The sequence below is a fragment of the Methanoregula sp. genome, from assembly GCF_049510175.1.
Lineage (GTDB): Archaea > Halobacteriota > Methanomicrobia > Methanomicrobiales > Methanospirillaceae > Methanoregula.
In genome coordinates this window covers 85,090-111,432 of record NZ_JBEKZF010000003.1, presented here as the reverse complement: position 1 = coordinate 111,432, position 26,343 = coordinate 85,090, and the positions used below count along the sequence as shown (strand labels likewise).

Annotated in this window: 32 protein-coding genes, 2 tRNA genes and 1 pseudogene; 24 read left to right on the top strand and 11 right to left on the bottom strand. The window is 53.0% G+C overall.

Features of this window, described 5'->3' with window-relative positions; translation table 11 throughout:
• Positions 1 to 7: 7 nt before the first annotated feature.
• Positions 8 to 1,060: an alcohol dehydrogenase catalytic domain-containing protein gene (locus ABSG49_RS06225; RefSeq protein ID WP_424025254.1), complete on the top strand. Its 1,053-nt coding sequence runs from the start codon at positions 8 to 10 to the stop codon at positions 1,058 to 1,060.
• 353 nt (positions 1,061 to 1,413) lie between these two features.
• Here the strand turns inward: ABSG49_RS06225 and ABSG49_RS06220 are convergent, their stop codons facing one another.
• The 7 genes from ABSG49_RS06220 to ABSG49_RS06190 form a co-directional block, all read right to left on the bottom strand.
• Positions 1,414 to 1,812, bottom strand: a complete 399-nt coding sequence (locus ABSG49_RS06220; protein ID WP_424025253.1) for a pyridoxamine 5'-phosphate oxidase family protein — start codon at positions 1,810 to 1,812, stop codon at positions 1,414 to 1,416.
• 119 nt (positions 1,813 to 1,931) lie between these two features.
• Entirely contained in the window at positions 1,932 to 2,492 is a 561-nt protein-coding gene (locus tag ABSG49_RS06215; protein ID WP_424025252.1) for an aldolase, read from the bottom strand.
• Positions 2,465 to 3,100 carry an endonuclease III domain-containing protein gene (locus tag ABSG49_RS06210; protein WP_424025251.1) on the bottom strand — a complete coding sequence of 212 codons (636 nt, stop codon included), beginning with the start codon at positions 3,098 to 3,100 and terminating at the stop codon, positions 2,465 to 2,467. Before ABSG49_RS06210 ends, ABSG49_RS06215 begins: the two co-directional genes overlap by 28 nt.
• A complete protein-coding gene (npdG, locus tag ABSG49_RS06205) occupies positions 3,078 to 3,728 on the bottom strand; it encodes an NADPH-dependent F420 reductase (protein ID WP_424025250.1) in 651 nt (216 codons plus the stop codon). The genes ABSG49_RS06210 and npdG overlap by 23 nt, the downstream gene beginning before the upstream one ends.
• Positions 3,729 to 4,001, bottom strand: coding sequence for a thioredoxin (gene trxA / locus ABSG49_RS06200; protein WP_424025249.1), 273 nt, complete (start codon positions 3,999 to 4,001; stop codon positions 3,729 to 3,731).
• Between the two features lie 54 nt (positions 4,002 to 4,055).
• Positions 4,056 to 5,516, bottom strand: a complete 1,461-nt coding sequence (locus tag ABSG49_RS06195) for a preprotein translocase subunit SecD (protein ID WP_424025248.1) — start codon at positions 5,514 to 5,516, stop codon at positions 4,056 to 4,058.
• Entirely contained in the window at positions 5,513 to 6,364 is an 852-nt protein-coding gene (locus ABSG49_RS06190; RefSeq protein ID WP_424025247.1) for a protein translocase subunit SecF, read from the bottom strand. The genes ABSG49_RS06195 and ABSG49_RS06190 overlap by 4 nt, the downstream gene beginning before the upstream one ends.
• Before the next feature lie 217 nt (positions 6,365 to 6,581).
• On the opposite strand from ABSG49_RS06190, the gene ABSG49_RS06185 reads away from it, so the two are divergent.
• The 14 genes from ABSG49_RS06185 (at position 6,582) to ABSG49_RS06120 (ending at position 17,471) form a co-directional block, all read left to right on the top strand.
• Positions 6,582 to 6,893, top strand: a complete 312-nt coding sequence (locus tag ABSG49_RS06185; RefSeq protein ID WP_424025246.1) for a DUF2551 domain-containing protein — start codon at positions 6,582 to 6,584, stop codon at positions 6,891 to 6,893.
• A 62-nt stretch (positions 6,894 to 6,955) separates the two neighbouring features.
• Positions 6,956 to 7,246 (top strand): hypothetical protein, encoded by a 291-nt coding sequence (locus ABSG49_RS06180; protein WP_424025245.1) that lies wholly within the window; start codon positions 6,956 to 6,958, stop codon positions 7,244 to 7,246.
• Positions 7,243 to 7,650, top strand: coding sequence for an archease (locus tag ABSG49_RS06175; protein WP_424025244.1), 408 nt, complete (start codon positions 7,243 to 7,245; stop codon positions 7,648 to 7,650). The genes ABSG49_RS06180 and ABSG49_RS06175 overlap by 4 nt, the downstream gene beginning before the upstream one ends.
• A 23-nt stretch (positions 7,651 to 7,673) precedes the next feature.
• Entirely contained in the window at positions 7,674 to 9,107 is a 1,434-nt protein-coding gene (locus ABSG49_RS06170) for an RtcB family protein (RefSeq protein WP_424025243.1), read from the top strand.
• The gene (locus ABSG49_RS06165) at positions 9,104 to 9,679 is read left to right on the top strand and encodes a hypothetical protein (protein WP_424025242.1); all 576 of its coding nucleotides are present in this window, start codon (positions 9,104 to 9,106) and stop codon (positions 9,677 to 9,679) included. The genes ABSG49_RS06170 and ABSG49_RS06165 overlap by 4 nt, the downstream gene beginning before the upstream one ends.
• Positions 9,680 to 10,100: 421 nt before the next feature.
• Complete coding sequence (locus tag ABSG49_RS06160; protein WP_424025241.1) at positions 10,101 to 10,511, top strand: DUF2111 domain-containing protein; 411 nt, start codon at positions 10,101 to 10,103, stop codon at positions 10,509 to 10,511.
• Positions 10,512 to 10,515: 4 nt separating this feature from the next.
• Positions 10,516 to 11,496: a biotin--[acetyl-CoA-carboxylase] ligase gene (locus ABSG49_RS06155; RefSeq protein ID WP_424025240.1), complete on the top strand. Its 981-nt coding sequence runs from the start codon at positions 10,516 to 10,518 to the stop codon at positions 11,494 to 11,496.
• A 46-nt stretch (positions 11,497 to 11,542) separates the two neighbouring features.
• Positions 11,543 to 12,052, top strand: coding sequence for a biotin transporter BioY (locus tag ABSG49_RS06150; protein ID WP_424025239.1), 510 nt, complete (start codon positions 11,543 to 11,545; stop codon positions 12,050 to 12,052).
• Positions 12,049 to 12,720, top strand: coding sequence for an ATP-binding cassette domain-containing protein (locus ABSG49_RS06145; protein ID WP_424025238.1), 672 nt, complete (start codon positions 12,049 to 12,051; stop codon positions 12,718 to 12,720). Before ABSG49_RS06150 ends, ABSG49_RS06145 begins: the two co-directional genes overlap by 4 nt.
• Complete coding sequence (locus tag ABSG49_RS06140) at positions 12,717 to 13,409, top strand: ATP-binding cassette domain-containing protein (RefSeq protein ID WP_424025237.1); 693 nt, start codon at positions 12,717 to 12,719, stop codon at positions 13,407 to 13,409. Before ABSG49_RS06145 ends, ABSG49_RS06140 begins: the two co-directional genes overlap by 4 nt.
• Complete coding sequence (locus ABSG49_RS06135; protein ID WP_424025236.1) at positions 13,397 to 14,047, top strand: energy-coupling factor transporter transmembrane component T family protein; 651 nt, start codon at positions 13,397 to 13,399, stop codon at positions 14,045 to 14,047. Before ABSG49_RS06140 ends, ABSG49_RS06135 begins: the two co-directional genes overlap by 13 nt.
• Before the next feature lie 49 nt (positions 14,048 to 14,096).
• A complete protein-coding gene (locus tag ABSG49_RS06130; protein WP_424025235.1) occupies positions 14,097 to 15,836 on the top strand; it encodes a pyruvate/oxaloacetate carboxyltransferase in 1,740 nt (579 codons plus the stop codon).
• Positions 15,833 to 17,308 (top strand): acetyl-CoA carboxylase biotin carboxylase subunit, encoded by a 1,476-nt coding sequence (locus tag ABSG49_RS06125; protein ID WP_424025234.1) that lies wholly within the window; start codon positions 15,833 to 15,835, stop codon positions 17,306 to 17,308. Before ABSG49_RS06130 ends, ABSG49_RS06125 begins: the two co-directional genes overlap by 4 nt.
• Positions 17,309 to 17,364: 56 nt before the next feature.
• Positions 17,365 to 17,471 (top strand) — tRNA-Met (locus ABSG49_RS06120).
• Between the two features lie 520 nt (positions 17,472 to 17,991).
• Here ABSG49_RS06120 and mmp10 read toward each other — a convergent pair.
• Complete coding sequence (gene mmp10, locus ABSG49_RS06115) at positions 17,992 to 19,218, bottom strand: methyl coenzyme M reductase-arginine methyltransferase Mmp10 (RefSeq protein ID WP_424025233.1); 1,227 nt, start codon at positions 19,216 to 19,218, stop codon at positions 17,992 to 17,994.
• Between the two features lie 145 nt (positions 19,219 to 19,363).
• Here mmp10 and ABSG49_RS06110 point away from each other — a divergent pair.
• Positions 19,364 to 19,436 (top strand) — tRNA-Thr (locus ABSG49_RS06110).
• Between the two features lie 404 nt (positions 19,437 to 19,840).
• Here the strand turns inward: ABSG49_RS06110 and ABSG49_RS06105 are convergent.
• From ABSG49_RS06105 to ABSG49_RS06095, 3 genes are read right to left on the bottom strand one after another with little or no spacing between them, the layout of a single operon-like run.
• Entirely contained in the window at positions 19,841 to 20,185 is a 345-nt protein-coding gene (locus ABSG49_RS06105) for a cupin domain-containing protein (RefSeq protein ID WP_424025232.1), read from the bottom strand.
• 2 nt (positions 20,186 to 20,187) lie between these two features.
• The gene (locus ABSG49_RS06100) at positions 20,188 to 20,877 is read right to left on the bottom strand and encodes a ferredoxin-like domain-containing protein (protein ID WP_424025231.1); all 690 of its coding nucleotides are present in this window, start codon (positions 20,875 to 20,877) and stop codon (positions 20,188 to 20,190) included.
• Between the two features lie 5 nt (positions 20,878 to 20,882).
• Positions 20,883 to 21,749: a TrmB family transcriptional regulator gene (locus ABSG49_RS06095; RefSeq protein ID WP_424025230.1), complete on the bottom strand. Its 867-nt coding sequence runs from the start codon at positions 21,747 to 21,749 to the stop codon at positions 20,883 to 20,885.
• A gap of 54 nt (positions 21,750 to 21,803) precedes the next feature.
• Here ABSG49_RS06095 and ABSG49_RS06090 point away from each other — a divergent pair, with 54 nt between their 5' ends.
• The 8 genes and pseudogenes from ABSG49_RS06090 (at position 21,804) to ABSG49_RS06055 (ending at position 25,652) form a co-directional block, all read left to right on the top strand.
• On the top strand, positions 21,804 to 22,238 hold the full coding sequence (locus tag ABSG49_RS06090) for an ester cyclase (RefSeq protein ID WP_424025229.1): 435 nt from the start codon (positions 21,804 to 21,806) through the stop codon (positions 22,236 to 22,238).
• Between the two features lie 25 nt (positions 22,239 to 22,263).
• Positions 22,264 to 22,629 (top strand): cupin domain-containing protein, encoded by a 366-nt coding sequence (locus ABSG49_RS06085; RefSeq protein WP_424025228.1) that lies wholly within the window; start codon positions 22,264 to 22,266, stop codon positions 22,627 to 22,629.
• A gap of 3 nt (positions 22,630 to 22,632) precedes the next feature.
• Complete coding sequence (locus ABSG49_RS06080; RefSeq protein WP_424025227.1) at positions 22,633 to 22,911, top strand: NAC family transcription factor; 279 nt, start codon at positions 22,633 to 22,635, stop codon at positions 22,909 to 22,911.
• A 357-nt stretch (positions 22,912 to 23,268) separates the two neighbouring features.
• Positions 23,269 to 23,820 (top strand): DUF6448 family protein, encoded by a 552-nt coding sequence (locus ABSG49_RS06075; protein ID WP_424025226.1) that lies wholly within the window; start codon positions 23,269 to 23,271, stop codon positions 23,818 to 23,820.
• 21 nt (positions 23,821 to 23,841) lie between these two features.
• Positions 23,842 to 24,027 carry a rubredoxin gene (locus ABSG49_RS06070; protein WP_424025225.1) on the top strand — a complete coding sequence of 62 codons (186 nt, stop codon included), beginning with the start codon at positions 23,842 to 23,844 and terminating at the stop codon, positions 24,025 to 24,027.
• A 72-nt stretch (positions 24,028 to 24,099) separates the two neighbouring features.
• A complete protein-coding gene (locus ABSG49_RS06065) occupies positions 24,100 to 24,498 on the top strand; it encodes a hypothetical protein (protein ID WP_424025224.1) in 399 nt (132 codons plus the stop codon).
• Positions 24,499 to 24,568: 70 nt separating this feature from the next.
• Positions 24,569 to 24,796: pseudogene (locus ABSG49_RS06060) on the top strand (ferredoxin).
• 382 nt (positions 24,797 to 25,178) lie between these two features.
• On the top strand, positions 25,179 to 25,652 hold the full coding sequence (locus ABSG49_RS06055) for a flavodoxin family protein (protein WP_424025223.1): 474 nt from the start codon (positions 25,179 to 25,181) through the stop codon (positions 25,650 to 25,652).
• The last annotated feature ends 691 nt before the right edge of the window (positions 25,653 to 26,343 follow it).

Sequence of the window (26,343 nt, the reverse complement as noted above, 5' to 3'; positions counted from 1 at the left end):
AACAGGAATGAAAGCAGCAGTCTATTATAAGAACAGTGACATCCGCACCGAGGATGTTGAAGATCCAACTGTCGGACCGGGAGAGATCAAGGTCAGGATAATGGCGTGCGGGGTGTGTGGGTCGGATGTCATGGAATGGTACCGGATCAAGCGTGCGGGAAGGCCCGGCGGGATCGGGGCCTTCGGGCATGAATGCACGGGAATCATTGCAGAAACCGGTTCTAACGTGGATCCGAAATGGAAGGTGGGAGACCGGGTCGTGGTCACCCATCATGTACCATGCAATACGTGTAATGCCTGTATACGCGGGCATACGACCGCATGTGACACGCTGCAAAAAACCAAATTCAAGAATGCGTACGGGGCGTTTGCGGAATATGTGGTGCTACCCGCAATCAACGTGGACCGGGGTATGTTACGCCTTCCCGGATCGGTCTCTTTTGATGCGGGAACCTTTGTCGAACCCCTGGGATGTGTGGTGCGCGGGCAGCAACTGGCTCCGACCTCGGATGGCCGGTCGATCCTGATCATCGGCGCCGGGATCACCGGACTGCTGCATGTCCAGGCGGCCCGGCTGAACGGTGCGGGATTTATTGCTGTTTCCAACCCGAGTCCCGATCGGTTAAAGGCCGCCCGGAAATTCGGTGCCGATGCAACCATTTCCGCTACGGAAGATGTTCCCGGAAGGTTTAAAGAATTAAATGGCGGCCGGGGCGCAGATACCGTCATCATGACCGCACCGGTTCCCGTCTGCGTGAAACAGTCGCTTGACGCAGTCGGACCCGGGGGTACAATCTTATTTTTTGCCCCCACAAATCCTGAGATCCAGTCCGAAATCAATCTCTGGAGCCTGTGGCAGAAGGAGGTTACGATCACCCATTCCTATGCTGCCGATCTCCATAACCTGACAACGGCCCTGAAATGGATCCAGTATGACAGGATCAATGTGGCCGATATGATAACCCATGTCTTTCCCCTAAAAGAAACGGCTGAAGGTTTTCTCTTAACTGCCCGGCACCAGGACGGGAGCCTGAAAGTTATCATTCACCCGCAGGAATAAGATTTTAGTAATTGTAAAACATCCGCCCCCAAAAAGATAATGGGAAAATCCAATACTCGATCAATTGAAGTTAAAAGATTCAAAAGCATGAAGAATTCGCTTTCGGGGGCTGTCGCCCCCGCCGCTCGGGCCCCCCCTTGCGATAGTGCTGTATTACCTGTTCTGGTGCTATCACAATGCGCCCCGTCCCCCGGGGGGACTGGTGGCGTAAGAGGGAGGCTACAAGGACACTCAAAAACGCTTTTCTACCGAGTAAAATATACAATTTTCACCACATTGGGCGCTGATTGTTGATGATCACCCTTTTTAATAATACCCTGTTGACCGGGGATTCATCGAGATCAAAATGAGTTTTAGAGTATCTTCTTCCCGGCATCGGCGCCGGGCTTCACGTGGTAGACCTCGGCGACATTCATGACGACCGCGGACTTCGGTGCGAGGTGGGGCCTGACTTCCTTCATCCACGCCACATCCTGCCGGAAGATCTCGTCGTTTGTGTGGAGGGTCACCGGCCCCTTGATCTGGAAGCCGCCCTTCTCTCCCCACCAGGAGAGGGCCACCACCGGGTTCTCCGCCAGGTTCTGCAGGGTCTTCTGGAAGTACTGGTCCGATATGAGCAGGGTTTCGCCGTCGAGGAGCTTGAATGCCCCGATCGGGACGACATTCGGCACGCGGTTCTTCGATGACGTGGCCAGGAACACGGTCTTTGTGCCGGCCAGCGACTCCCGGATCTCCGTTGTCAGTGCGACCATTGCTATCTTCTCCGGATAAGTATTCCTCGACAAGGGGTATTAAGAATTGCAGTATTCTTTCTGGAACGAACCAGATACTTGTGGATAAACAGGTCTAACTTTTTTAAAAAATCCAGTTATCAGATGTCGGAACGACCCTGTTGTGCAACGAAATTCTGTTTCATGGCAAGCACCTGGCAGGAATGCTCTGCAAGCGACGTATACACGTATGCTTCATCAAGGGTCCTGCCGGCAGCAAAGGTACCGTGGCCCCGCACGATGACCAGGTTTGAAGACGAGAGTGCACGGGCCACATTATCCGCGATCTCCTGGGAACCCGGCATACCGCCGACGACCGGAATACGCGGACAGAACATCGTCCCCTCGCTGTCCTCCGGCACGATAGTGTCCATGACGAGCGAGGCTGCAATCGCCGCGGGAGGATGGGCATGGACAACTGCCCTGTACGGGGTGTTCCGGTAAATCTCCCGGTGGACACGGAACTCGCTCGAGGCATGTTCCGGAACAGGGCCGTCGAGTGGCACGAAGAGCGGTTCTGACAGAACATCGAGACATTCCCCGGTCAGCGTGACGAAAAAACCCTCGTCACCCTTCCGCACACTGATATTGCCGAAGTTGCCCCCCACGAGATGCTCGGCAAAGAGCCGTTTTCCTATCCGTTCGAATTCATGAGCATACATGCATCGCACCTCTTCCTTCCACAGAACTCTTTTGCATATTCAACGATATGTGCATGGGTCTGGCGGCAGGCCTCGTTATCCTCCGGGAGCACGGATTCGAACAACTGCTTCAGCCGGTTGCGGGGTTCGGGCACACCGGCGCAGCGGACTATCCGCTCGGTGTAGGCGTCGATGACAAAACTCGGGCGGGAAAACGCGTAACAGAGGATACTGTCGGCAGTCTCCTCGCCGATCCCGTGCACTCCCAGCAGGCCGGCGCGGAGCGTGCCGGTAGGGATATCCTTCATCCGTTGCACGCCCCCGCAGGTCTCTTCCACAAACGCTGCAAGGGCTTTCAGCCTTCCCGCCTTGATCCGGTAAAAACCGGTACACCGTATCGCCTCTTCAATGTCCCGTACATCCGCAAGCCGGATCGCCGACATGCTGCAGAGCCCTCTCCGGCGAAGGTCCGCAAGGGCCCGTTCGACATTCTCCCACCGGGTCTGCTGCGTGAGGATCGCACCGATCATCACCTCATCGCAGTCCCCGGGCCACCATGGGATCCTGCCGTATTTCTTTGCCAGGGCCCGGACAATGCGCCGTATTTTAACGGAACTGGATGCCGACATCCTTCATCTTGTTGTACCGCGCGATATTGAGCAGGAGCGGGGTCAGTGCTTCGACCATGCAGGAGACTGAGAGAGGACCGGCATCGAAGGCCTGGAGCCGGGACACCTTGTTGACAATCGCCATGACCTCTTTTTTTGCCTCTGCATCATCACTGCAGACCGGCACGGAGTAATCGAGTTCTTCGTCAAGGGCTTTCCATTTGTTCGCGGCAATCGTATTGAACGCCGAGCAGATCCGGGCTTCTTTCGGCAGCATCCGTTTGATCATGAGCGCTGCCGATCCTTCGACGGGTGGCACGAAGACGAAATGATCCTGTTTCTCCATCGGGTTGACCGGACTGACCACAATCTTATCTTCAAAGCCATGAAGGGTCTCAAGCGTACCGACAAGGTGCCTGAAGGGAATCGCGAGGATCACGATATCCGCTGCATCGATTGCTGCCTGGTTGGAAACGCCGGTCAGCGAGCATTCCTTTCCCCGTTTTTTCAGCAGTTCGCGGCTCATGGTGCAGGTCGCTTCAGCCTTGTCCTGCTCCCGTGATCCCACGACCACATCAAACAACGGTGAAAGGCGCATTGCCATGCCTTCTCCGATGTCACCGGTCCCGCCCACAATACCGATCTTCACTTAACCCACCAGCGGCGTTAAGAGCTTTTCAAGCGTGGCTGCATCCGTGACGCCTTCCAGGGACTGGACAATCTTCCCGTCCTTCTCGATGATCAGGGTCGGGACAACACGGATCCCGTATTTTTCCGCAAGATCCATATGCTGGTCCACATCAATCTTCCGGATCTCAACGGAATCCCCCATTTTTTTTGCCAGTTCCTCAACAATGGGGGTCTGCATTTTACACGGACCGCACCAGGTGGCAAAAAAATCAAACAAAACCGGTTTGCTCATTCGAACGTACCCGGTAGAGTTGTCGATGAAAAAAAAGATAAATCTATGGTATTGTTACTTGGAGAGGGTTTCCATGATGATCTTACCGTACGCCGGCCGGGTTATGATGACACCGACAAGGACACCGAGGATGGTAATGATGGCAAAGCCCTTGAGCGTGGATAAGTCCATCAGGGCCAACGGCAGCATCGCGATAACGACAGTGGCCGCGGCGATAACGATAATCCCCAGGGCCCGGGCGAGCCGCTTGAGATAGAGATTTGGCGAAGGCACCCTTCCTTCGTGTAAGATCTCATCAGTGATGATCACCAGCTGGTCGATACCAGTCCCCATGACTGCAATCAGACCGGCAATCGTTGGCAGATCCATCTGGAACTTGATGAGGGCAATGAATCCCAGCAGGATCAGAACCTCCGATGCATTGATCAGGATCATCGGGAGGACAATGCTGGGTTCCCGGTACCGGTAATAAATAACGAACCCGACCGTGATCAGGGCAATGATCCCGGCAAGAAGGGCCATTTCCTTGTACCGTTCCCCAAGGGGTGCAGAAGTCCCGCCGGAACCGGCAACACTGACATCAACGGGTAATGCCCCGGCATGGAGATGGATTTCGAGGTTTGTTGCCTGCTGGGACCCGGATGTTCCGGATCCGGTCGTTGCAACCAGCTGGGTGACCGGCTGGGTCTTAAGCGACGTGGCGAGGGCCGTACTCAGAGGTGCGGAATAGACGGTCTTGTTATCAAGGAGCATGATCAGGTAGTGTTTGTCTGGATCGTCCGTGGCGCCATACTTGATCGCAGCATCCTGGAATGCTGTTGCACCTGCCTGGCTCATGGTAAACTGAACACCCCAGATATTGCTTCCTGCCGGGACCTGCGTGGGCGTCTGGACACTGGTGATATCGTCGCCAAAAATAACGTGCTCCGTCGCGTTGCCCGTGGTCTGTACCCGGATCTCGAACTTGCCCTGCTTGCCGACAATCTGCTGGGCCTCGTTCATGTCAACACCGGCAAGCTCGACGCGGACATACCGTGCCACATTGTTCAGGCCCGTGAGGGTATTGACCTTGGCATCCTTTGTGCCGAGCGTATTGATCTTGTTTTCAAGGATGGATTTAACATCATCGGCAGTGGTCTTGGAGACACCCTGCTGGTAATTGGTGAGCGTTCCGCCGGCATCGCTGAACTTCGTTTCCAGTTCCTGCTGGGTAAAGGATTTCCGGATCTCAAGATGGTTTGCATCAACCTGTTCAACGTTCGTATCAAGGCTCTGGGACAGGTTGCTGATGAAGTCGCTGACTGGCCGATCGGTGGTAAAACCGACCACTTCAGCATGGAGTTCGAGCTGGATCCATGCGCCCTGCTGGAGGTCAAGCCCGTACTGCAGGTTGGTGGCAACGTGGCCGTTCTGGTCGATGTGAGGATATATCGCTATAACAGACAGGACTATGAGGATAATGAGGGCGGCAACTCTCCAGTCCGTAACGAGGGCTTTTATCTCCTTGGCGTTCATTTCCCGCCTCCTTTAAGGACATACCACTTGAGAATTCCGACATTGGTGAGCCAGGTGTTGATGATATCGGCAACGAGCCCGATGAGGAGCACTGCGGAAATTTCGATGAGGATCTGGATCGACCCGAACCACGACACGATGAACAGTGCAGTTGCGGCAGCAAAGGTTGTGGAGGTCATGATGATACCGGTATGGAACGCCCCGGTAAGTTTGTCATTCAGTTTTCCCTGGCGTTTCAGTACGCGGTTGGTGAGCAGGATATCGCTGTCCACCGAATAACCGATGAGCATGAGGAGTGCCGCGGTCGTTCCCAGGGTGAGGGTTATTCCGATAATATTCATCACCGCGGCAGTCATGACCATGTCTGCAAATGCTGACAATACGACGGCGATGGAGGGGACAAAGGTACGGAATGATAAAAAGATCACAATCGCCATGCCGATAAAGGAGAAGATCATGGCGATGATGGCCTGGTATTGCAGCGATTTCCCGAATGTTTCGCTGATCTGGCTGATACTTGCATCCGGATATTTCTGGCTGACCAGGGTGGACAGCGACCGGTATTTGGCATCATCCATGGTGCCGAATTTTAAAAATTTTGCGTCATTCATATCGCTGATATCGCTCAGCGGATAATCGGCAAATACGGTCTGCAGCTGTTCATGACTGTCGGTTGTCCTGATGGTGACCGCAGTACCTCCTGAAAAATCCAGGCCGGGTGTGACCGGCATCCCCGTTGTCGCCATATTGAGAGCAAGCAGAACCAGGGAGATTACAAGAAGTACGAGCGGGATTACTACCAACTGTTGCGGCGAGTACTTCTCGATATTATAGTTGATCAATCCCATAACGTATTCATCTGTCAATGTACGATTAAATAGTTATCAGACCGTGGTTTTTCCACGATGCAATCGGTGCCGCCGGGATCGGATACGCGCAGGAGGGGATTTTCCGGGTTTCGCAGAAAATTTTTCTTCCTTTTTTAAATGGCCGAATTTTCCATTGGGGATTTAAAATCGCACAAAATCAAAAAATATATATACAGAGACCTTTGACACTAAACGTATGAGATCTCCTTCAGAGATCAGGAGAGTCGTTGAGGGTCGGTTACGATTGTACCTGTCGCGCGACAGGACCGGAATCCGGCGCGAAGTTCTCAGACTCTTTGTAAAGACCAAATCGATCACGATCGCTGAACTGGTGGCAGAACTGCAGAAACAGTTCACCGTTACCTTTCACGCGATTGCCTCCATGGTCGGTATCATTGCTTCCCGGATCGGCATCCTCCGTGCGACACGGAATACCGATGGGGTGAACAAGTACGAGCTCAAGGAAAAGTATGTCGACATTGTGATCCGGATCGTCGGGGCTGCATAATACAGCCCCCTTTTCCTGATCCATAACGGTTTTTACTCCATCATTCCTATGATATTAGCATCATGTACACTCATCCTCATGGCAGCGCTGACTTAAGCGATGTCACCATTGATCCCGAAGTGATCGCATATATCAATAAACGTGACTGTGATTTCAGGATCTGTACTTCCTGCGGTGGCCCGATATTATTGCCTCTCCGCGTCAAACTCCCGAAAAAGACTGACCTCCTCTTAAAAGCCGGCAACCATACCATCTACGTTTCCATCCACCAGGCCCGGTTCCTCAACAGTATCCATATGGATATGATCCCGTTTTTTGACGACAACGATCTGATCGGGTACGAACACGGATGAGTTTTACGGAATTGCCCCACACGGCAGATGTGAAGATCCGGGCACGTGCCCCAACCCTTGAGGCCCTCTTTTCCGAGGCATTCAATGCATTGATGCAGGTCATGTACGGGAAAGACCGGAAGGGCAGGGTCTCACGGGAACTTACCCTTGAATCCGCCGATAACGAAGCACTCCTTACCGATTTCCTCTCCGAAGTACTGTTTATCTCTGAAGTTGACGGGCTGGTCTTTTCCCATGCGAGTATCAGGATCAACGATGGCACACTGCATGCGGTTCTTGAAGGGGAACCGTTCGATCAGGGACGACACGCGAGCGGCAGTGAAGTGAAAGGGATCTCCTATTCAGGCATGTCCATTACGCACGATACGAACGGATATATGCTGGACATCATATTTGATGTATAAAAGAAACAGGGCAGGGTGAGCAGATGATTGATGGCGTAAAACGGATCGGTGAAAACGAATGGGAGGTGCCGGAGGGATTTGTTCCCGGCATGCGGGTCCCGGCAAGGTTTTTTCTTTCGGAGTCACTTGGCCGCAGCCTCGAACCCGGTGCACTGCAGCAACTTGCCAATGTCGCCACGATGCCGGGCATAATAAAAAATGCACTCGCCATGCCGGATATCCACTGGGGATACGGGTTCCCCATCGGGGGAGTTGCTGCATTCTCATTAGAGAACGGGGTCATCTCGCCCGGGGGCGTGGGCTTTGATATCAACTGCGGCGTGAGACTGATCTCGACTCCCCTTTCCCTCAAGGATATCAGCGGCCGGCGGGACCTGATCGATCTGCTGTTCAATGCGGTACCGACCGGGGTTGGTGCAAAAAGCTCCCGGAAGATGTCATCGCGTTCTGTCGATGAGATGATGGTAAAAGGTGCACGCTGGGCAGTCGAGAACGGGTACGGCGTTGCCCGGGATCTCGTCCGTTGTGAAGAAAGCGGTTGCATGAAAGGTGCCGATACCAGAACCGTATCGGCAAAAGCACGGCAACGGGGCATACCGCAGGGGGGTACCCTTGGATCCGGGAATCACTTCCTCGAAATGCAGGTGGTCCGGGAGATCTATGACCCGGTTGCAGCGGAGGCATTTGGGATCCGGGAAGGCCAGGTATGCTGCATGATCCACTGCGGTTCGCGCGGACTCGGTCACCAGGTATGTACCGATCACCTGAAACTCCTGGAAGCCGCGACAAAAAAATACCAGATCACGCTTCCCGATCGCCAGCTCGCCTGCGCACCGCTCACGTCTCCGGAGGGGAAAGCGTATCTCAGTGCCATGGCAGCGTCGGCAAATTATGCCTGGGCAAACCGGCAGATGATTACGCACACGACCCGGCAGGTGCTTTCAAAGATGTTCGGGATCGATTACGAGGATATGCCGCTGGTCTATGATGTCGCCCACAATGTGGCAAAGATTGAAGACCACATTATCGATGGAAAGCACATGAGGGTCTGTGTCCATCGCAAGGGAGCCACCCGGGCATTCGGGCCGGGTTCGGCAGATATTCCCTCAGACCTCTCCTCCATCGGCCAGCCGGTGATCATTCCCGGCAGCATGGGAACCTCGTCCTATGTACTCCGCGGGACCGCGACTGCCATGGAGAGGACATTCGGCAGTACCTGTCATGGGGCAGGACGGATCATGAGCCGCTCCCAGGCAAAGAAGAGATTGAACGGGAAGGAAGTTACGGAGAACCTGTTGAAGCAGGGGATCATTGTCCGAGCTCCCCATGATAATGCGATCGCCGATGAAGCCCCGGAAGTCTACAAGCCCAGCGACGAGGTAGTCAGGGTTGTGCATGATGTCGGCATCTCACGGCTCGTGGCGCGTCTCGCTCCTGTCGGAGTGATCAAGGGATGAGTTGCCGTGCAGGATTTGTCTGGGACTCCCCCCAGTACTTCAGCCGCCTGATCGAGGACTGCGGGATTGCCTGCGAAATTGTCACTCCCCAGATGCTTGCAGCCCCGTTTTTCCGGGGTTTGTTCAACTGCCTGATCGTGCCGACCGGGTTCGGCAACCCCCGCTATTCGAACCTGCTCCCCGCACTCCGTGCTTCTTCATCGAGAATTGAAAAATTCGTAGAACAGGGAGGAAATCTCCTGGTCTTCGGAGCCGCAGACAACAGAACCGATGCCTACGACTGGCTTCCGTTTCCGGTAATCTACCGGCATGACTGCCATCCACGGAGTATCACCTGTTCTGGCGGATCTGTTGCCACGACGATTCTCGATGATTATGATCCCGGGAACATTGAATGTGACGGCTCGTTCCCGACCCATGAGGGAATGTGCATCGGGGCAGCTGAATCCTCTGATGTCATCATTGAACATACCTGTGGAAAGGGTACGATTGTCGTGACAAGTGTTCATGAGTTCCCGTCGCGGAACTTCCTCAAAAAATTCTGCTGCGAAGGGGAGCAGGTAACGTTTTGAGATTCTGGTATGATGACGGAGGGGACAGTGCCTGTCCCCCCGGACCGCCCCTGCGCATTGCGATGATGCGGGTATTACCTTTCCGTACATCTCGCTACGATGCACGCCGCCGCCCCCGATGGGGCGCTCCCGCGGCGGATCAATAACTAAAAAATATTCTCTAAAGAAAACCTCCTGCCCCGCCGTGACTCGAAGTTCATTCAACCTTCTCGACCTCCTTCGTCGGTCCCCATAGGGGCCCTGATACGGGGAGCCCTCATAAAATATTCACTAACAATTTGCGCCAGTTATTCGTAAGAATACATTTCGCGGTGATTGGCCGTCATGGTTTTGCCAGCCGAAGCAGAGCCTCTGTTCCGAACGTAATCTTCTTCTAGATAAAGAATGACCAGAGTATTGAGGTAATTCCTTGGACCAGTATATGTTATCCTGCAGTGCAGAGGCACACGATCTCGAACCCATTGTCCTCGCAGTCCATGAACTGATCCACCGCCTTCCGGTAACGGCAAAATCCCGGGACAGGGACGGGATCCGGGTAGAGGACGGCAGGATCATCGATCGCCACTACAACGGTCCGATTCTTCTCGAGGCGATCGCTAAAAACCAGCAGATACAGGTGACGCCATCAACCGGGCCATACAAGGGAGTCCCGGTGAGAGTCACTCCCTTACGCGATGGTCGCGGAAATGCAATCGGGGCCATTGGTATTGTCGATATCACGGGTATATTTGATCTCGCTACGCTCATGGAACACCAGTCCGCGATCCTCAAGCAGGTGTGCGGCAAAGACCCCTGCCCCCTTGAATCAGAGCAGATCGATTCCAAGCGGTGATACCATGCCGGATTCTGCATTTAAAGTACTTGAGATTCTCGAACGTGCACAGGGCCCCCTCTCCGGTGAGACGATCAGCAATGAGCTGGGGATTACCCGCTCTGCAGTATGGAAACACATCAACGAACTCCGCATGATGGGGTATGACATCTCATCATCCCAGAAACAGGGATACCGGCTCACCCATCCCAGCAACAAACTGCTTCCCTATGAAATTCACAAGAAACTCCAGACCCGGTTTATCGGCAAGAAGATACGGTACCTGGAAAACACCCCCTCGACCATCTGGGTCGGGAAGCAGCTCTGTTCAGATGGCGATGTGGAGAAGATGCACGGCATGGTCATCATTGCTGAAGAGCAGACCGGAGGGATCGGCAGGATGGGACGGGCATGGGTCTCTCCCAGCGGGGGGATCTGGATCACCATCGTCCTCAAACCCCATGTCCCTGTCGATCATGTCTTCATGATCACGATGGCCGGTTCGATCGCGGTAGCGCGGGCCATCCGGAAAGAGTTCAACCTCGGGGCCCTGATCAAATGGCCCAATGACATCTTCATTGGCAACAAAAAAGTGGCAGGGCTGCTGCTCGAACTTTCGGCAGAATCGGATGTTGTGCATCACAGTCTCCTCTCCATCGGCATTGACGTAAACGTGTCTATCACCAATTTTTCACCGGATCTCCGGAACCAGATCACCTCTATCTGTGCCGAAGTGGGCCATACGGTTGACCGCGCCTCATTCCTTGCACGCATTCTCAAGGAGTTCGAGAGCAGGTATCTGCTGATTGAAAGCGGTGAGTACGACTCGATCATCCAGGAATGGAAGAGCATCTCCTGCACTCTCGACAACCGGGTCCAGATCCGGACCCTTAAAAACAGTTTTGAAGGGGAAGCCGTAGACATCGATGAATTTGGCGCACTGATCATACGAAAGGACAACGGGAAACTCGAACGCGTTATCGCCGGCGATTGTTATCACCAGTGACAGGGTACATTTTTATCGTCAACCATCGTTTTTTTAATGGTTGACGATGTTTGGCGACCTGCAACGATCAAGACTGATTGCATACTCTGCCGCATTTATTGGTCTCATTTCCTTGGGAAGCTGGATCTCCATTCCCTGTATCCCGGTACCATTCACCCTCCAGACCCTCTTTGTATTACTCGCCGGGACAGTAATGAGAAGGCAGGCAGTTATTCCGGTTACAGCCTTCATCGTAATGGGGGCACTCGGTCTCCCGGTATTCCACAATGGCATGGCTGGGCCGGGCGTGCTTCTGGGCCCAACGGGCGGTTATCTCATCGGGTTTGTCTTCGCGGCTCTTGTTGTCGGTCTGGCGTATGAGAGAAAATCCCGGTATTTCCATATTGGCGGGCTTGTTGCCGGGACGGTAATCATCTGGCTCTTTGGAATGGCATGGCTGATGTATTCCCTTGGGATGGGGCGTGTCCCCGCATTTTCTGCCGGCGTCCTGCCATTTATGATCGGCGACGCGATCAAGGCCGGTGCGGCTTACGCGATCGCCGGGCGACTCGTATGATCTCGATACGCTACCTCCGTCATCAGGTGCTCGATATCGGTTCACTGGACATTCTGCCGGGGATTACTTCGATCATCGGCCCGAATGGCAGCGGAAAAACGACCCTCTTGAAGATCTGTGCCGGGATCACCGAACCGGATGCGGGAACGGTGCTGGTTGATGACCTGCCCCCGCGCAAAACGGAGATTGGATGGGTGAATGAATTCCCTGACCGTAACATCCTTTTCGATACAGTCGTGGATGAGATTGCCTCCCCCCTGCGCTTCCAACGCATTCCCTGTCGTGAGATTTCTGATCGTGTCGACAGCCATCTGGAGTTTATGGGCATCATGCCCCTGCGGGACAGGGGGATGCGGGAACTCTCCGGGGGAGAGAAGATCCTTGTTGCTCTCGCTGCATCACTTATCCATCACCCGCAGGTGCTCGTTCTCGATGAATATGACTCGCATCTCGATGAAACCCGGGCCATGGAGATTGATCACCTGGTCAGAAAGAGCGGTGTTCCCTACGTGATCCGGTGCACCCAGCAGATGGAATCCGCCACACGTGGGGACAGGCTTATCTGGCTCGAAAACGGCAGGGCCGGGTATAACGGTTCCCCCCGGGAGGTCTTTGCCGCCCTGTCCGGCACCCCGTTCTACCCCCTTTCTTTGAGGTGCGGGATATGAGGGTTACTCTCAATGCCACCTGCATAACCCGGGAAAAATGGTCATTGTCTGCCCACGGCAGATTCACGGAAGGCATCCACCTGGTCAGCGGCGATATCGGCAGCGGGAAGACAACACTTGCACTTATCCTCGCAGGTTTGTTGCAGCCTTCCGCAGGTACAGTTGACCGTGAACACGTTTCTTCCCTGATGGTCTCGTTCCAGTTTCCGGAATACCATGTCACGGGTTCTACCGTCATGGACGAATGTACCTCGTGGGGTATTGATCCCTCTGCAACGGTGAAGGCAGCGAATCTTTCCGGCAAAGAAGACCTCTCACCCCTGCGGTTGAGCAGGGGCGAGTTGAAGCGTCTCCATCTCGCCTGTGTTATGGCCAGAGATTACGATCTTCTGGTACTTGATGAACCCTTCAGTTCCCTTGACTGCCGGGAAAAAGAGCGTTATTGTGCGGATATCTCCCGGCGCACAAAGGGGATAACGGTCATCTTCACGCATGAGCAGATGATATTCCCGCGCGTGGATTTTATCTGGGAGATCTCGGGCGGCGTACTTCATTGCCGGGGACGCGTTCCGGAGGCACTTGCGGGATGGGAACACGCGCCACAGCTGGTAAAACAGCTCCTTGCCCGGGGAAAAATTCCCCACAACATCACGCCAGCCGATCTCCTGGAGGCCGCATGCAGGACATAAGGTTGCGCACCGGGACTGCAGTCCTTCTCTGTATCTCGGCTTTCATCAGTATCCCGGGAGCGGCGGCGGCATGCATATGGTGGATCGTATTTACCGGCCGTTTCTCCCGGGCACAAATCCGGGTGATTATTCCCGTTGCAGCCATGATCGCATTTTTCAGTATCGTCCTTGCGTTGACCGGAGGCGACGGGGTCTCCTATTTTATTCGTATGATGGTAATAATTCTCATCGGGTTCTGGATGTATGCCGAGCAGAAGAGCGGAGAATTCCTCAAACTCGGCGTATGGCTCATGGGAGACCGTGTGGGATTCGAACTCGGCATGCTTGCCGATATGGGGTTGCAGACGATGCACCTGCTGGTCAGCGATTTCAACCAGATCCGGATTGCAGAAACACTTAAAGGTATACGACCGGGGTGGAAGACGCTTGTTCCCGCCGGTTTCGTCCTGGTGAATGGTGCACTCTCCCGGGCGGAAAATACTGCGGAACTCATGGCTGTGCGGGGGTACCGTGACGGGGGTATGCTCTGCCCTGAGTTTACGACACCGGGAAGGGATATACTCTCCAGCCTGTCTGCACTATGCGTGCTCATCATCGCTTTCATTCCTGTTAGTGAATTTTTTATACTATACCGATGAAGTTTTGAGAGGCTGAATATCATCCTGCTGCCCGGCAGAGGTCTCCTTCATGCACGCCGCGTCCACAAAAAAAGTCCTGATCACCGATACCACCCTCCGTGACGCCCACCAGTCACTCATTGCCACACGTCTCCGGACGGAAGACATGCTTCCTCTCGCACGTGAGATCGATCACTGCGGTTTTTTTTCCGTTGAAGCATGGGGCGGTGCAACGTTTGATACCTGCATACGGTTTTTAAATGACGATCCATGGGACCGGCTGAAGGCACTCAAGGAAGAACTCACGCATACCCCCATCCAGATGCTCCTGAGGGGACAGAACCTGGTCGGGTACCGCCATTACCCGGACGATGTGGTCGACAGGTTTGTCGATGCCTCGCACAAGAACGGAGTCGATATCTTCCGCGTCTTCGATGCGCTGAACGATATCAGGAATATGAAGAGGTCGATGCAGCGGGTCAAAGCCGTGGGGGCCCACCTGCAGAGCACAATATGCTATACTACCAGCCCCGTCCACAGCACCCGGACATTCATCGAGATGGCAAAAGAGCTGTACGCACTCGATTGCGATTCCATCTGCATCAAGGATATGGCCGGCCTCATCATGCCGGAAGCGGCACGGGAACTGATCACCGGCATTAAAAAGGCAGTCGACGTCAAGGTCTGCCTTCACAGCCACTCCACGAGTGGGATCGCGCCCATGAGTTACCAGGCGGCCATTGAAGCCGGGGTGGACATTCTCGATACTGCGATGTCCCCCTTTTCCATGGGGACATCCCAGCCGCCGACAGAAAGTATTGTCGCGTCCCTGATCGGTACACCCCGCGATACCGGTATCGATTTAATCAAACTCAGGGCCGTCCGCAACCTGTGCCTGCAGATCCGGGAAAAATACGGCGGGCTGCTCAACCCGATATCAGAACGGGTGGACAGCGATGTCCTCATCTACCAGCTGCCCGGGGGCATGATCTCCAATATCGTATCGCAGCTGCAGGAACAGGATGCTCTCGACCGCTGGGATGAAGTGCTTGCGGAGATCCCACGGGTACGAAAGGATCTCGGCTACCCGCCCCTCGTAACACCTACAAGCCAGATTGTCGGGACCCAGGCCGTGCTCAACGTACTGGTAAACGGCCAGCGGTACCGGAATGTGACGAAGGAAGTCAAGGATTATGTGCGGGGCCTCTATGGCAAATCCCCCGGCCCGGTAAGCGATGAGATCCGGACACTGATCATCGGTGATGAGGAAGTGATCACGGTCAGGCCAGCCGATCTCCTCGAACCTGCCTACGAGAACATGAGGGAAGAGGCAATAAAGGCCGGGCTCGTAAAAAAAGAGGAGGACGTCCTGACCTATATCCTCTATCCCGCCATCGCACCCTCCTTCCTCAGGGGAGAACGGACCATGGAAGATATCCCGAAAAAGCAATCGGCCCCGAAACCGTCCGGCGACATCCCCAGCCAGATGGAGGTCGAAGTCGACGGGGAAGTCTTCTCGGTCAAGATCGTCTCCGTCGGGGGAAGCAAAGTCGAAGTGACCGGTGTCGCACCCCGAAAGGCCCCCCGCGGTGAATTTGCCGGAGGTATCAAGAGCAATATGCAGGGCATGGTCCTCCAGGTGCTCGTCAGCCGGGGTTCGGTGGTAAAGAAAGGTGATACCCTTATCGTCCTTGAAGCGATGAAGATGGAGAACCCCATCCACAGTCCCTCAGATGGAAAGGTCACCGAGATCTTTGTTGATACCGGCGATGTCGTCCAGAACGGCGATGTCCTGCTGGTGGTGCAATGAAATTTTTTGAAAAACTCCTGATCGCCAACCGCGGCGAAATTGCCATCCGGGTGATGCGGGCATGCCGCGAGCTCGACATCGAGACCGTGGCCATCTATTCTGATGCGGACAGGAATGCCCTCCATGTGAAATACGCGGACGAGGCATTCCATGTCGGCGAGGCGCCCCCCTCCAGAAGTTATCTCAACATGGAACGCATCATCGACATTGCCAAAAAGAGCGGCGCGGAGGCTATTCATCCCGGGTATGGGTTCCTTGCAGAGAACTACCGTTTTGCCAAACTCTGTCTTGACGAAAATGTCATTTTTATTGGCCCGCGATGGAAGACCATCAAGGCGATGGGCTCCAAGATCGGCAGCAAGCAGATGATGAAAGAAGCCGGAGTCCCTGTTATTCCGGGCACTGACAGTGGCATCACGAATATCGATGATGCAAAAGAAGTTGCTGCCGGGATCGGCTACCCGGTCATCGTCAAGGCAAGTGCCGGTGGCGGTGGCATCGGCATGCAGATCGTTGACAGTGAGAACTCTCTCGAAGAAGCAATCACGGCGAGCCAGCGTATTGCCCAGTCCGCGTTCGGAGACGCGACGGTCTTCATCGAGAAATATCTCATCAAACCGCGGCATATCGAGTTCCAGGTGCTGGCCGATGAACAGGGGAATGCAGTTCACTTGTACGATCGCGAGTGCTCCATCCAGCGCCGCCACCAGAAACTTATCGAGGAGGCACCCTGCCCGATCATGACACCCGAACTGCGGGAGAGAATGTCGCAATCCGCGCTGATGGTCACGAAAGCCTCGGATTATTCCAATGCCGGGTCTGTCGAGTTCCTGTACAGCCAGGGAAATTATTACTTCATGGAGATGAATACCCGTCTCCAGGTCGAACATACGATCACGGAGATTATTACGGGAATTGATCTGGTCAAACAGCAGATTGCCATTGCAGCCGGTGAATCGCTCCCGTTCGGACAGGAGGATCTCTCCATCCGCGGGCATGCGATCGAATGCCGTATCAATGCCGAAGACCCACTCAATAATTTCGCCGCCGATCCGGGTAAGATCATACGGTACCGCTCCCCGGGCGGTCCCGGCATACGGGTCGACAGCGGCATCCATATGGGATATACAATCCCTGCAAATTACGATTCGATGATCGCAAAACTCTGTGCCTGGGACAGCACCCGCATCGAGGCGATCAAGCGGATGCGGCGGGCCATCTCTGAATATATCATACTCGGTATCAGGACAACAATACCGCTCCATTATGCGATCATGAACAACCAGCAGTTCATGGAGGGAAATACTCATACGCACTTTTTACAGGAAGAGCATATCCTGAGCACGCTCGACCGGTACACACGCGACGAAGAGGCCCGCATGCAGACGCTTGCAGGGTCCTTTGACCAGGGAAAAAAAGTCGCAGCAATCACCGCAGCGGTCAACATGTACCTCCAGCAGAAAAAGGACTGACGCGGGTTATAAGAACCTTTAATAGTTTTTACGGCGTTTTTATTATGCACTTTTGTGCTGCGGTGGCCTAGCTGGTTAGGGCGCCAGACTCATAGGGTTGTTGAACTCATCTTCGCGGCTTCGAGAGATCTGGAGATCGGGGGATCGTAACCCTCCCGCAGCATTTTTCTGATTTTTTCCTGATTTCAGGAATGGATTTTTTTAAATTTTTGAGTGGGAGATTTGACGCTCTTGGGGGTGTCGAATCTCATCAGAGATGAGACAGGAGAAGAGCCATCGGGCTCTTCGACTTTGGTACTCCGCAGTCGAAGAATCCTTACGGATTCTTCTCCAGTCAATCCTCCCTGTGTGACGAAGGAACACGAGAAGAGAGCCATAAGGCTCTCTTCGCTGATGCGACGATTGCCTCCCCGCCACGTGGGCATCCCCGCATTGCGATGCTGCGGGAATTACCTGTCCGGGAGTTGTCACTTCCAAGTTTACCCCGTCATCAGGATTGTGACAAAAAACTGATTTTTTAAATAAAACGCATTGCCCCGCCGTACTTCGAAGAACCTGATGGTTCTTCTCGATTTCGTGGTTCTGATGAACCACTCAATCCCCGGAGAGGCCCTGATGCGGGGAGACCTCATAAAAGATATTGATAACTTTTACGATTAAAGCGGAAGATTGAACAGTCGCCGTTATACCCCGTTCTGATTGATCGTCCAAATCAGGCTGGCAAACCCTTCCATCTCCATGGCGAGCACCTGGTCGCGGGTCATCCCCATACTGGTCTCGGCATCGGCAGTCAGCTGCTCAGGCCCCCGGATCACAACACGATCGATACCATCGCGTGACAGGATCTCCTGCGCCTCAGCATCGTGCACGAAAACCCGGCCGGGAATGATGACAACCGGTTCGAGCGCCCTGAGATCGAGACTACGGAGATCATCAGCAGTGATCAGACAGGCGATCTCCTTCTTTACCGGGACGACCGGCACCTCCGAACCGCAGGCAGAGAGTATTGTGTCAATGAATGGCGTGGCGATGCTCCCGCTGATCACGCTCGCCCGTTTTGTGACCCGGGGGAGTTTTGCGAGCAGGTCCGGTTCGTAGCGGATAACGAATGGCGACCCAATCTCCGGGTCCCAGAGCGGCGTGCCGGAAATTTTCATCGCGAACTTCTTACTCAGGTCCGTGATCAGGTCGCGGAACGATTCCACGCTCTGGATCTTCTGCTTTCCCATGACCGGGCCGTTGCCGAGGATGAGACCCTGGTCGGCATTGTTTGCAAACCGCATCAGGATCAGGCCTTTTGCCCCCCGGTCTTGAAGCCACTGGCAGGTCTCCTCCAGCACCTTGCCGTCATTCACGCCCGGGAGGACGACCGTTGCGGCATATACATCAACCGCACCGCAGAGCTTTTCGAGGATCGCGAGCGAGGCCTCCGGGGTCGGGTCGTGCATGTACTTCTTCCGGAGTTTCGGGTCGGTGGCAAAGACCGTGAAGGAGATCTCGGAAAGCCCGTTCTCGATCAGGAGGTCGGCGATTGCCGGGTCGTCCCACCCCTTCCCGCTCGTGTACCCGATATGGAGCGGGGCTTGTGTGCTGCCGAGCAGCTCGATGAGGTCCGCAAACTGCGGGTAACAGCTCGGATCACCCCCACCGCTGATCGTAATCCGCTCGACATCACCCTGCTTTGACTGGAGGGCTGCGAGCGTCTCGTCCGCGATGCTCCGGAGATCCTTGAACCCGGCGTACTCCTCCTTCACACCCCGGGTGCAGTAGTCGCAGCCCTTCTTGAACGGCAGGCAGTAACGGCATCCGAGGGGCTGAACCCCCCGGACTTTCTTGAAATAACAGTATTCGCAGAAACCGCGGCAGCCGACACCCGGGCTGCCCCCGATATCCACGGTCAGTTGGGCCATCTGTATAACTACGTCTGTGCCGGTGGGTATAAGGCATTTGCATTATTTCTTGTACTTCCGGATTCTGCCGGTAATTCACTTTCCTGCGGGTTACTGTCGGGCCGGGCACCATCTTTTTTACTATCCAGCGTCAAAATACTATAGCGCCTCAGTGGCTTAGTTGGCAGAGCGGCTGACTTGTAATCAGCAGGTCCCGTGTTCAAATCACGGCTGAGGCTTGGGCTCAAATTTGAGTTATTTTTTGATTTAGAGCTTATTTTAAGGTTTTTCTTGGCATTTATGGCTTTTTAGAGATTTGAACATTAATTATCTATTTAAAACGTCAGGACACGCATTAAGAGAGTTGTCATGCAGTCGTGAGTCACTTAGATTTCACCACTACATAACGATTAGCATTTCGCTTAGGGCACCGTTGGCACCGGATCATCGCGACAAGGAAGGAACGTCATCGTACCAAAAAGGGCGATCCCGCGAAAGCAAGGGTGAATATGTGAGCGAGCAGAATAGAGGAAAGTGTAGCGAGCGGGAATGCCGCGGAAACGGTTTGCCACCGACCGCGTCGCATTCTTCGTACAGCTCCGCCGTGCTCGCCCCTGCTCCGCGACCGTCTTATATCGTAGTTTCAGAGCAGCCGGGAATCTTTTCCTTTGCCGGTCGTTAACATCTTTACCACCATCACCCGGAACACCGCTTTGCTTTCATTTATCCAGGTATGAGCAATCATGGCGGGACTCTCAACCACGGAATCCTTACCGACAGTCTGCCGTTCGTCACCAATTTCGACAATTCCGGTTCCTTCGAGTACATAGAAAAAAACATTGACAGGCGTAACATGTTTCTTGAGTGATTCACCGGGTTTAAGGGTAATTACAACAGCAGCGGTATCCGGGGATTCGAAAATCTTACGCACATCAACATTGTGCGGATTCTTGATTGACGCTATTTTTGCAACTTCAGTAATCTTCATACTCATTTCACCTTTTCAAGAGGAATGTATGGAATCAGCGAAAGCAATTCCGATTTCACCAAGTCAATACCAATGCGTTCTATGAAGCGAGCGGTTCGTTCGTGCGGTTTTGCATGGCTCCCGTAATACTGGGCAAGACGCTGCGCACAATCCACCACCTCGTCGGCAGAGAGATCCCGTGCGATGAGATCTCCGAACCGGGGCCGGGTACCAGCGTTCCCTCCGAAAAAGACGGTCCAGCCATTTGGGGTTGCTACAATTCCAATATCCCGCGTATGACTTTCACTACAACAGCGCGGGCAGCCTGAGACCCCAATCTTAATCTTTGCCGGGAAGGTCTGGTCTTTGAACTTTTCATCAATGGCGCGGGCAAGCCCGATTGAGTCCTGTTTGCCGTACTTGCACCAGTCAGTACCAAGGCATGCCTGGACAAACTTAACGCAGGGAGCACACTCGGGTTTTGCAAGCGGACCCAGATCATTGATGATGTTCTGCATATCTTCGGGCTCAAGACCAGCAAACAGAACACGCTGGCCTGAAGTAATCTTCAGAATCGGAACATTGAACTTCCTCCCTACTCTGGCAATTGTTTCCAGTTGATCCGGCGTAATAATACCGGCAGGTATTCGCGTAGTGACCGCATATGTCCGGCCGTCCCGCTGGAGAATTGCTCCTTCTGTGGAATTTGTCATAGTCCTCACGACTCCTTAGTTGAACGTTTTCGATGAGATTTTTTTCCGGTCTTGTTTGTGCTTTCCCTTGTGCTCTCCACGTTGCCGGTAATTTCATGCGCTTCTTCGATCATTCGGGAGAACAAAATGCTCTGGACACAGGTAATAAAGGGGAGCGTGATAATGACCGCCATTCGTTTCCCGTTCTGTGAGTAGATAAGCATTGATTCCTGATCATCGGCAATAAAAATACACTCAAGTTCGAAGAGTGCACCTTCTCTGCGAATTGGTGCGGAGAATATTTTTCCGAAAACATTCACACCAAAGAAATCCTTGAGGATTCCGGCTTCAAAGTACCTGACGCCATCCAGGGGTGCGATCCCCTCTGCAGAACCTTCCGGGAACAGGATTTTTGCCGCATGATCCTTTGCGATAGACAAGATAGGCTCCTGGAATTTTACCAGTGTCTCCTTGTTGAAACAAAGAATGATGAGTTCACGGGTAACCCCTTCAACCAGCACCTCAAGATTCCGCTGGATAGTCCAGTCTGAATGAACATACCATATCGGCGAATAATCCTGCTGGGCATCGAGCGAGAGAGCCTCCAGGGTCTTTACACTTTCCGATGCAGCAGTATCGAGATCTTTTTTTAAGAAAGATACGACAATATCCGGCCGGACCGCATAATACATCAACGGACTTCCCTGCCGTATCTCGATGAATCCCTTTTCATCGAGTGCATGAAGAACATCGTACACGCGGGGGCGCGGGACACCACTAACTTCATGGATTCTGCGGACATTTGTTTCACCAAGGCCGACGAGAGCGACATAGATCTTGGCCTCATATTCTTTGAGTCCCAGCTGGACTAGGTTTTCCACTGCTGAATCCATTTGTTACTTTGTTAGGGACAACAAAATTATATAGTTATCTGCCAAGCATACTGCATGACTCAGACACGAACAGAGAATGCAAATATCGCAATTGTCCGGAAATTTTTCGAGGTGGGACCGTCAAAAGGCGACCTTGCGACAGCCGGCGCACTGCTTCATCCCGAATTTTCCCTGCACACACCGCTGCCGACACCCGGACCCGGCATAGAGGAGATGAACAATGTGATCACAACCTGCCGGGCTGCCTTTGCCGGATTGTATGTGACCATTGACGACATCATGGCTGACGGGGATCGGGTAATTGCCCGTTTCACGGCACGCGGCACACACAACGGGGAATTCATGGGCGTTCCACCTACGGGAAAAGCAATTACCCTGACGGCCATTGAGATTTTTCGTATCAAGGACGGGAAGATCGCCGAGTTGTGGGGCGAGGTCAACCTGATGGGACTGATGCAGCAGCTGGGCATGTTGCCCGGTTCAGCATAACCAGGAAGAGATAAGGGGGGATTGTATGGTGGAATTCAAATTAGAAAATCCGGATAAGCACGACAAGAAGCGCGAGGAACTGAAAGGAAAGATCATCACTCTTCCGGAGCTTGTGGACTATGCGGAGGGCACGGTCGCGAGCCGGATGATCATCAACAACAAGGCAGGGAGTATCACCGTCTTTTCCTTCGATGAGAATGAGGGACTCTCCGAGCACACGGCCCCGTATGACGCTGTGGTTACTATCCTCGAAGGTGAGTGTGAGGTTTGGGTTGCCGGTGCTACCCTCCAGATGAAAGCGGGCCAGACCATCATCTTTCCGGCAAATGCTCCCCACGCACTTAGTGCCATCACGAAATTCAAGATGACGCTGACCATGATACGGGGGTAACAAATGGGCGGGAATGATCAGGACGGATACTATTGCACCATCTGCGGAGGTATCCCCCCGGACAAGATTAACATCAAACAGATTCTCGTAGACGGGAAAGGAACGGGAATTGACAAACTGGACTGGATTATCGCAGAGGTAAGGAAACTGAATCTTTCCGATGACACCGTCATTACCGAGGAACTGCTCACACGGACGAAGGCGCTCAACTATGTCCCTACTAAAAAAACAAAGGAGTATGGCGAAGCGTTGTTGTTGGAATATAAAAAACCAGGAGGGTAACCGGTGCTTGACCATTGTCCCGGAGCTGCCAACCTCAGGACCCCAACGCTCTCGATAAAAAAGTGCCCGCAGTGCGGTAACGAAGTCGAGATCTTCTCAAATGATGTCAAAGTGGCCTGTGACAACTGCGGCTTTATCATCTATAACGATATTCTCTCGTGTGTCCAGTGGTGTAGTATGCAAAGGAGTGTGTGGGTGAGGAGACGTATCGGAAACTCATAGAGATGAAAGAGGGATGATGGGAAGTTCACAATATCAGGTGAAGTTCTCTGACCAGAAAATAATCAACACCGGTCGAATAAAGAGCCAAACGCTCTGCTCAGAAATTTGAATGAAACTAAATAAAAGTGAAAGTCTATGCCACCACATTGCGATACAAGAGATGGGCCCGTTGTGAAAGCTGCGATGAAAGCGCTGGAAACGGGGAATCTTAATTATGTACTGATCTGGATACCGAAAGAGTCCGAGACAGAACTCAAAGGTATCTTCGAGAAAACCCTGCGTACGAGGAAAGCCGGAAAGGATGCGATGGAAGTTGCCGATGACTGGTTCTTCGAAAATACTATCCGGCTCCACCGCGCCGGTGAGGGAGCAGCATATACCGGCATGAAACCCGCCGGTCTCAGCGAAGGTCCGGTTGTCCCAAGAGCGGAGAAAGCCATCGAGACCGGGGATCCCAAGGAATCGATCGGGTTTATTCTCAAGACCGTTGAAGACGATCTGACCCATCGCTTCCATCACGTTATGGCAAAGAAAAAGTATGACGTGAACGATGTGGCTGCCGGCCGGGAATACATAGAGGCATTCATCGGCTGGGTCGTTTATTCCCATCATCTCTGGCAGTCAGTGACAACTGCAGCCGGACATGGTGAGAAGCATGAGGAGAAAGCCGGGTGCGGGCACCATTGACACACTAACTCAAGAGAAAATATGGCGACAGAAATAACAGCTCATATGGCGTCTTACGAGTGTCTGGTTTGCGGATATATCTATGACCCGAAGAAAGGAGATCCCAAAGCGGGAATTCAACCCGGTATGGAATTTAATGCATTACCAGATGATTGGATCTGCCCGGAGTGTGGGGTAGAAAAAGATCAGTTTGCGAAAGTACAATAATAATTCAGTAACATCGGGTTGAGAATAATACCTACTGACCGTAGCCGGATATCAAATTCAGGGAACTTCACTATGTCTCAGGATACTGAAAAAACAATCAAAAGAATGACTACTCAGTTATTTCGGTATCCTATCGATGATTATCTGTCATCGGGAAATATTTCAGAGTTCTGCAGGGAACATGATTTGAGCGATGCCTGGAAAGAAAAACTGGAATCTTCCCGGGACCGGCCGGATTTATACGGTCGCGATGTGATGAAAAACGCTTTGGTTTTATTTTTGCACCATATTTCTCATTGCCGGCCGGATGAATTCCTTGCATTGTTCACCCGGATTCTGGCGGGGTTCTCTCAGGCGGGTTCTCTGATATTACCTCTCGATGACCTGAAAAGGGAGTTACTGTTGCTTGGGTATTCCGATGATGACATAGATCACGAATTTACAAACCTGAAGACGAGCCGAGTGAAGTAATGCAAGCAGTATTACAGAATCCCTGTCGAACCTATGACCAGAATCAATAGGGAAGAGGCGGAGAAATGTCGTGAAAGTAATAATTGATCGTTCGACATGCGTCAGTTGCGGATCCTGCTGGGATACCTGCCCGGGCTTTTTCGAACAGAATCCCGATGATTCGTTCAGCTAGGTAATTGAGAAATTCAGGCTCAACGGGGATATTGCACAGGGTACGCCTCCGGCGGATCTGAACGATTGCGCGCGGGATGCTGCGGATCTTTGCCCTGTGCAGATCATCAGGATTGAGGAAAACTGAAGGGATTCAAGGGGAGATCTGCTCCGCGACCGGCTTCCAGGAATATGTCCGATCAAGTGGGGAAGCCCACGCGGCAAGGGGCCTGGACCCCGTTGAGCGTAACCCCCGAAATCAAGATTTTTCCGACGAAAATCTGTGCGTCACTTTTGGGTGCTTTACAGAAATGAGCGAATTTTTAAAGAGGAATAACCAATTACTTCTCAGTAAGAGCATAATTCCAAAAATTTTCTAAAAAGTCTGAAAAAATGATAGAATCGAACATAAAGTCTCGGTTCTTGGCTGAGGCTTACTTTTTTAGTTTATTTTCAGACATCATCATATCAGCATCATCCCCTCACCCCATCGTCACCTTTTTCCCCAACCACTAACACCGGTACAAGAGATGACAACCAGGATTGTATATTTCTCGTGGAAAGGGCATACGGAAAAAACTGCTACCGCCCTTGCGAAACTGCTGGATGCGGAACTGGTCCGGATCGAGCCGGCCCAAGATGTTCGCGTGGCTGGGGGTGCGATGAAGGCGTTCTTTGGAATGAAATCGTCCATCAAACCCACGAAGTCCGATCTCACCGGCATCGACACGCTCGTCATCGCAAGCCCGGTCTGGGCCGGGAAGGTTCCGCCGTACGTGAACGCGTACCTCGACTCGGTGATGGGCGGCGCCGGGAAACCGTTCCACGTGCTGATCGAGATGGGCGGCCGGGGCGACAAGTCTGCTGTCGCGGTTGTGAGGAAAGCGCTGGAGAACAAGGGAATGACGTTCGTCTCGTCCGCATCGACCATCGAGAAAGATGTTGAGAGTGGATCCTTCACCGGAACTCTGGAAAATTTTGCAGCCGGGATCCGGAAACAATAAGCTCGAAAGTATGAGAACTTTTCCCGATTATTTCCGGAAAATTCTCGGAGTTATGGCAGTGCATATCCCTAGTAACATGAGCTTGCCGGATATTCTGTGTATCCCATTAATGTGGAGACTTCATCCCCTTCAGGGTTAAAATAAGCCTGTATAGGGCTCCGTTTGCCGGTGCCGGATTCTGGTGAACACCGGATCCGGAGGCGGATGTCCACCACCCGGAAACATTTCAGGATATTCGGAGAGAATTCCTCAGGACCGGAACAGAATAGTGTTCCCCTTTGGTGGTGTTCCGGAAGACCTGTTTTTGGCACAATTTACACCTTGTAGAACGGCCAAACCCCGTACTGGACGAGGCTATGACAGAATTTTTCGGCATTGCGGGGCAAAAAATGATGATTATCGGTAAGTTCTCATCACCGGTAATAAAGAAGATCCAGACGGTTCCCGTTTTGTTCCGGCCGGGATCTGAAAAATTTGCTCCATAGAAATTCTCAGAAAATTTTCTTAACGCTGCTATGGATATCTGATATCCATGAGTCCCTGTTACCAGATAGTGATGAATACTCTTGGGGGCTCACTCTTTAACAGAGAAGCTGCTTTTAATTTTCAATCTCTCTCCAGAATGTAAGGTTTTCAATAAACTGAAAATAATTCATTTTTCGTTCGGTTCAATTATCTGACTATCCTGTTT